The organism is Polynucleobacter sp. 80A-SIGWE (assembly GCF_018882295.1).
Taxonomy (GTDB): domain Bacteria; phylum Pseudomonadota; class Gammaproteobacteria; order Burkholderiales; family Burkholderiaceae; genus Polynucleobacter.
The window spans coordinates 1-5,136 of record NZ_JACVOR010000004.1 but is presented as its reverse complement, the minus strand read 5'-3'; the positions used below and the strand labels follow the sequence as shown (position 1 = coordinate 5,136).

Annotated in this window: 5 protein-coding genes and 1 pseudogene; 1 reads left to right on the top strand and 5 read right to left on the bottom strand. The window is 45.8% G+C overall.

Features of this window, described 5'->3' with window-relative positions:
- Positions 1-406: 406 nt before the first annotated feature.
- Positions 407-1,657, top strand: coding sequence for a site-specific integrase (locus tag ICN25_RS09880; protein ID WP_216182528.1), 1,251 nt, complete (start codon positions 407-409; stop codon positions 1,655-1,657).
- 141 nt (positions 1,658-1,798) lie between these two features.
- Here the strand turns inward: ICN25_RS09880 and ICN25_RS09875 are convergent, their stop codons facing one another.
- The 5 genes and pseudogenes from ICN25_RS09875 to ICN25_RS09855 form a co-directional block, all read right to left on the bottom strand.
- On the bottom strand, positions 1,799-2,296 hold the full coding sequence (locus tag ICN25_RS09875) for a hypothetical protein (protein ID WP_216182526.1): 498 nt from the start codon (positions 2,294-2,296) through the stop codon (positions 1,799-1,801).
- Positions 2,297-2,298: 2 nt separating this feature from the next.
- Positions 2,299-3,483, bottom strand: coding sequence for an ATP/GTP-binding protein (locus tag ICN25_RS09870; protein ID WP_216182523.1), 1,185 nt, complete (start codon positions 3,481-3,483; stop codon positions 2,299-2,301).
- Positions 3,484-3,648: 165 nt separating this feature from the next.
- Complete coding sequence (locus ICN25_RS09865) at positions 3,649-3,993, bottom strand: M15 family metallopeptidase (protein WP_216182520.1); 345 nt, start codon at positions 3,991-3,993, stop codon at positions 3,649-3,651.
- A complete protein-coding gene (locus tag ICN25_RS09860) occupies positions 3,990-4,631 on the bottom strand; it encodes a hypothetical protein (protein ID WP_216182517.1) in 642 nt (213 codons plus the stop codon). Before ICN25_RS09860 ends, ICN25_RS09865 begins: the two co-directional genes overlap by 4 nt.
- A 69-nt stretch (positions 4,632-4,700) precedes the next feature.
- A pseudogene (locus ICN25_RS09855) lies at positions 4,701-5,136 on the bottom strand (hypothetical protein); the annotation flags it as partial.

Genomic DNA, 5,136 nt, shown 5'->3' with positions numbered 1-5,136 from the left:
TTGGCGGAAGAGGTGTCTAGATTTTGCCCCTCCAATGAACTCTACCATTATCCATAAGCCCATGAATTATATGGCTTTAAAGGGTAACCCTACTCCCGTGTAAACCACCTAAATCCATCTGAGACTATGTCTTGCTGATGGGTGAGAAACGGGAAAAAATTATCGCTAGCACCTCAGAGAGTTTCGACTGCCGAATAACCAAAAAAAAAGTTAACTTTTTAATCTATTTAATCTAATTTTTTTCTGCATGGTGGGTACAAAGGGGGGTTCAAACTCCATCATTAGACCCATCATTGATATGGCCTCCATGTAACCACACTCCCGTGTAACCCATTGAGATTCCATAAAATATGTTGATTGATGATGAGTACAAAAGGGGTAATTTTGCTTGAGTTTGAGATGCCGAATGTCGAATAAATTTAGCTTTACGGCACGTCGCATTGCCAATCTCTCTGAACCAGGTTTTTACCACGACTCAGAATCCAGGGGGCTATATCTTCAGGTGATGCTAGGGGTAAATAAAGTAATGCGTAGTTGGATATTTCGCTATACCAGCCCTACTTCATTTAAACGCAGAGATATGGGTTTGGGCCCACTTGAGGTCCGCTCACTTGCTGATGCTAGACGGAAAACGCTTGAGCTTCGTAAATTAATTCTAGATGGTGTTGATCCGATAGATCTGCGCAATAGGGTTCGGACCGAAGCTCTAACCGCCACAGAGGATGGAATTACCTTCTCAATTGCAGCAGAGCGTTGTATTGCAGCCAAACGATCAGAATGGAAAAATGCGAAGCATGCTGATCAATGGGTAAACACCATGGCTACTTTTGTTAATCCAAAAATTGGGAAGATGCGGGTTGATCAAATCAATACCGGTCATATCGCCAAACTTCTAGAACAAGAAATCAAGAAGAAGTCTGGTGAAGTTGAAGGCCCCTTCTGGAATGTTCGCACCGAAACAGCTACTCGTGTACGACAACGAATTGAAGTGATCCTTGACTGGTGCAAAGCTCATGAATACATCAAGGGAGACAATCCAGCGCGCCTTAAAGGCGCCCTAGCCCATCTCTTACCTAAAGCCAACAAGATCCAGAAGAAGAGTCACCATCCTGCCCTGCCATTCCAACTGATTGGTGAGTTTATGAGAGAGCTGCGAACAAAGAGTGGTTTCTCTGTACTTGCCCTTGAGTTCTTAATTCTTACGGCTACAAGGACGGGTGAAGTGCTCAATGCCAAATGGGATGAGTTTGATATTGAAAATAAGGTTTGGACTATTCCTGCTGAGAGGATGAAAGCCGGTAAAGCTCATCGAGTGCCACTAAATTCTCGGGCGATTGAGATATATGAATACCTCTCTGAGCATCGCATAAATGAAGCTCTATTCCCTAGCAAGCGTTACAACAAGGACAACATGTCAAATATGTCTCTCATTGCCATCATGAAGAGAATGCCGGCATATGCTCAATATGTTCCCCATGGATTTAGATCTACATTTAGGGATTGGGCGGCAGAAACTACTGACTATCCAAATGAGACTGTGGAGCTTGCTCTGGCTCACACCATTAAGAATAAGTCTGAGGCTGCTTATAGGAGGCAGGATCAATTGGAGAAGCGCGCTAAATTAATGAGCGAATGGGAGGAGTTTGTTGATCATTAGCCCGCTTGCGATGCATAACAGGCATTAACCACCCTGCTGGGTAGCCACTTACAGACAACCCCAAGTAATTCAGAAAATCATCTCCATCAGGTTAATACCAAGGTTAAGAGGCGATACAAAAAGACCTCCACATTGTAAATATCAATCATCAAACAGCATGAGCAGTTGATTTAGCTCGTCCACATTATTACGGGCATGATCCAGCAAAGCTTTTGGGAAATGCTGCGAATAAAACCCAGGAGCAAATGGATCGCGATTATCAACTCTCCTCAGTCGATCTTTACATTCTTGACTGGTGCTTGGAACCGAATGCCCTAATATCTTAAGGAAAAGACCTTCGAGGCAAGGCATAAGAACAATACATTGGACACGTTTACGATCCGCCTCGCGTTTTTTCGCCACGCTAGGCGGAAAGTCACCATCCAGAAGGGCGACCAGCTTATCTGGCTGTGAGCATCTTGCCTCTCCTAATAGTGTGCTGATGACGTTATTGCTACCCTTTCCCCCGGCTGGCTTGGCCTTAACCCTCGGTGCACTTGGTCGTCCTGCGGTATATGTTGTCTTCAAGTGCACAATAAAAAGTTGGTCAGATTTACCCTCGCAGCAGAGCAATACTGTTTTGCGTACTTGCTTAGACATAATTAATCGATTTCTGGTACAGCGCCATAAGAACCCGCGCGGTATCGAGCACTAAAGTTTTCTCTAGCTGCAACGCCGCGAATATCAGATAGTCGCACAGCTTCACTACCGGCATCCTTCTTATCAACCAAAAAGATCTGGGTCTTATGCAAAATATTCATAAGCCAATCCGCATGACTTGTAAACAATAACTGTGCTCCATGTGGATTAGATTCTGGCTGCACAAAAAGATTAAGTACTGCTTCGAGCATATGTGGGTGTAGATCGGACTCTAATTCATCAATCACAGCGATGCCACCCCGCTCAAGAACCGGCAGGACAATTGATAGCAATGAGAACAAGCCCATGGTGCCTGAAGATTCATTCAGGATTGATAGTCGCGCCTCTTTGTCGCCAAGCTTGTGGATGCAGTACGCCATCCAGTGTCCCGGACCATCCTCCGTGCCGTCAATTCGCTCATACACAACGTTATGAATATCGATATCCCAGCGGTTAAGTTGAGCCACCATACTCTCGGATAAGAGGGGATTACTTCTGTAAACATCAACGGCACCAAGGGTGCTTATGAAGCCAGGAATTCTAGGGCCACCAACTGAAATATTGCTCTTGATACGCTTGAAGTATTGAATGATACTCACAGCCTCTGGTACGTTGTATTGACCAAGCCAAGCGAGCCAAGATACATTCTGCCTCAAGTTTGCTGCCTGCTTTTCACCAAGACCCTGAACCTTGTACTGACCATCAATCCATTGCCGCTCAAATACGCGGCTATAGAGCTTGCTGCTCTTTACCCTTAGTCGCTCATAATGCACGACATGATCAATCACTTTCAGATCATATTTATAGCGCTTTATTTCCTGACTTTGTTGATCTTGCGCCGCAAACTCAATACTCACGGAGATTGGCTTTTCGCGATGAAAGAAATGCGTACGAAATGGCGTAGCTTCGTCCAGCTTGTAGGAAAATGACTCCGTAATGAAATCAACCAACGCAGGCAAAATGCGGATGATATTGGTTTTACCCGATGCATTTGCACCGTATACACCAGCAATTTTAGCGATGCGACCCTTCTCATTAAGATTGCTCAAGAAGTGATAGTTATCAGGCGCCGAGGTGCCCACAGACAAGTCGACTGTCGACGCGCCTGAGAAGGATAGGTAGTTTTGGATCTCAAATGAGATGATCATTGAATGGCTCCGTAATCAAAATTCGACATTTTTTTGCAGAATTTCAATTATTATATACATAATATTGGGCTTATTAGTCAACAAATGACCATTCAGTTATGACAGGTACTACTCGGAGGCGTGCTAGTAACCGGCCTCCGACCTCCAGCCAAACCTTTGGCATCCCTATGATGTGACACGTTCAAAATGCGGAACATCCACAAATCCCTTGAAATTCCCGCCCCACCTGTTCTTGGGGCTTAGGCTTTCCCAGTATTCGCCGACTGTGCAAATGAGCTCTTTATCCCAAACAAGCTTTCCATTCCAGAAGAAGTTCAGATCAATAGCGCAGCGCCTTAGGTGATTACTATTCATGGTCTTTGATCTACCGCTCTTGAAATAGATTTCCTGCTGCTCTGGTGAGCGCCAAAGCTCACCTCCCGTAATTACCCACCCTTCTGCTGTTGCAAACTGAATGAGGCAACTGACATCAATTAAGAATGCAGCTTGTTCCGCTACCAATCCGCTCATAACCGCTCTTCTTTTTTATTGAAGCCATTCATGCGCATCTCGAAGATCTTCTCTACCGATCTACCGCCGAAGTAAGCCAGCATCACAAGCTGCCCCCATTCGCCTAGGAGCTTTACGTAGGCCTCATTGATATCTATGCCCATAGCTGATAGCAATGCAAAAAGTAAATAAGCCGTCAGAATGTATACGAGCGTTCCAGGGCGGATGTTCTTAGATAGCTTTGAATCGCCACCCATATCCGATTGCCAACGATTAGTGGCATTCTCTTGCGAAGCCCGATGCATCTCCGCTAGCAGCTTGGATTCCTCTATCTCGAGCTCTTTTTGCTTAAGGGTGTATTGCAGTAGTAACTGCTCTTGCTCAATCTCTAACTGCTTTAACTTAATGAGATCTTCCTGACTGGGGTTGTCAGGAATGCGCGCCCCAATCTTGCTCTCGATGAATTCCTTACCTTTGGCTTGAACCGCGCCCGCAAGTAGACCAAGGCCGTTGACGGCCAAGGTTTGTACTAGAGAGGTAATGATTGGAAGCATGTCATTAGCTCTTTTCTTGATGCTTGGAATATGGAAGTCCACCGCCCCACTACCGCCTAGGCTTTTAATTGGTGTTGGCAGTGGGGCGCAGTTACGCGCGCCCACACACCATGGTTACTTCAACACCCGCAGCCGCACCCAAACACCTGCTGCTAGCGGTGGTCTTCCCTTCTGCTAGCGTTTCTTGGCTCCCTTGGTTTCTGATGGCTCCTGCTCAAGAGTTCCTTCTAATGCCTTCTCTTGTGCTGGGAGCTGACCTTCTTTCATCAAGCCTTCTACGATCTCCATTAGGCGATCTCCATCATCCTCGCCAAAGACTTTAGCTACGACCTCATGGCCATACTTGGCGCATAGACGGTCGTACTCTTGCTCTGGAGTAATAGTGGTCTTTGATGGGCGCTCGAACACCGTGACGTTCTCGCGCCCAAAGAGATTACGAAGGATATTAGTTTCATACGGCGGTACATACACATGGATGGTTGTGAAGGCATCTCTACGCACTACCGCTTCCACCTCTTTAATTTGGAAGTCACTATGAATGAGTTCTTTATGGTTCATGGTGTTATTCATTTCTTCCTCCTTATTGAATAGCCAATACCGCATGGGCATT